The organism is Oleiphilus sp. HI0086 (assembly GCF_001635225.1).
The window spans coordinates 1-1,086 of record NZ_LWFZ01001508.1; the positions used below are offsets into that span (position 1 = coordinate 1).

At 44.0% G+C, this 1,086-nt stretch carries 2 protein-coding genes; one reads left to right on the forward strand and one right to left on the reverse strand.

Annotated elements, in window-relative coordinates; translation table 11 throughout:
* Positions 1-796 (reverse strand): FAD:protein FMN transferase (locus A3756_RS25480; RefSeq protein ID WP_197481543.1); only part of this gene is annotated, 796 nt, incomplete at its 3' end.
* Positions 797-936: 140 nt separating this feature from the next.
* Here A3756_RS25480 and A3756_RS29395 point away from each other — a divergent pair.
* The coding region (locus A3756_RS29395) for a nucleotidyltransferase domain-containing protein (protein ID WP_197481544.1) at positions 937-1,086 on the forward strand (150 nt) is incomplete at its 3' end.

Here is a 1,086-nt window from a genome sequence, read left to right on the forward strand (position 1 = left end):
CGGTAGTCGTCACATCAGGCCCGAGAACGGAAACGCTTAGCAGACCGTTCCGAGCAGACCTGCCTGTTTTAGGGGAAATAATATGGTGAACTCTTTCGCCACTATCATCGATAAAGAATCGCTCGTAGTCACCTGAAGTCGATAAAGCGACATCCGATAAAGGCAGAACAACGGAGTTTTCTTCTTTGTTTCTAGGGTGACGCACCGCGACAAGCCAAGGCTTTGAGCCCTTTCCGCCCAGAAGATACATATCGCCGCCCGCACTTAAACGCGCATGTTGAACGCCAAAGGTCTTCAACATCTTAATGCCTTCATCAACAGCATAACCTTTAGCTATTCCGCCTAAGTCAAGAGCGACGACTCCAGGAGAGCTAAAGCGTACTGTTTGAGCACTTCTATTTAAAACAATATGGCGATAATCCAGTACTGGCAACTTCGCACTGATTTGAGAATCAGATGGCTGCGCCTGTTGTCGATAGTCATATAAAAAACCAACCGAGGCAAAGCTGATATCAAAGGCACCTTGAGATAAAGCCGACACAGACAAAGACTTTTCGAGTAAGCTAAACAGCTCAGTCGATATCATTAGCGTTTGCTCAGAGGCAAGTCTATTTACCTTGGAGAGCTCAGATTCAGAAATATACCGCGACATCTTTGCCTCGATATCATTAAAGCGATTCAGCACTGCGCGCTTAGCCTTCTCTGCTTTAATCTTATCGTCTAACCAAAACTCCAAGCTTAAGTTGGTCGTCATCACCTCTGCAGAAAACTCATGCCACTCGGCTTTCAAGGGCATGCTAAGAAAAACTAAGAAGCAAATGAGAAAACTCAAACAGTTTTTCATAATGTTATCCAAAATATCTCTCCAACCACGACGAATAGACCCATCCTAAAATATTGGTTAAAATCAATAAACCCTCTTGCTGGAACAACACAATGAACTTGGCACCTAGTAATAAAACTATTGATGCACTTAAGAGTCTCTCTCTTAAAGAAGCGAGTCGAATTGAACTTGTCTGGCTTTATGGTTCACAAGCGAATCATACCGCTGATTGCGCGAGTGATTATGACCTAGCGATAGCGCTA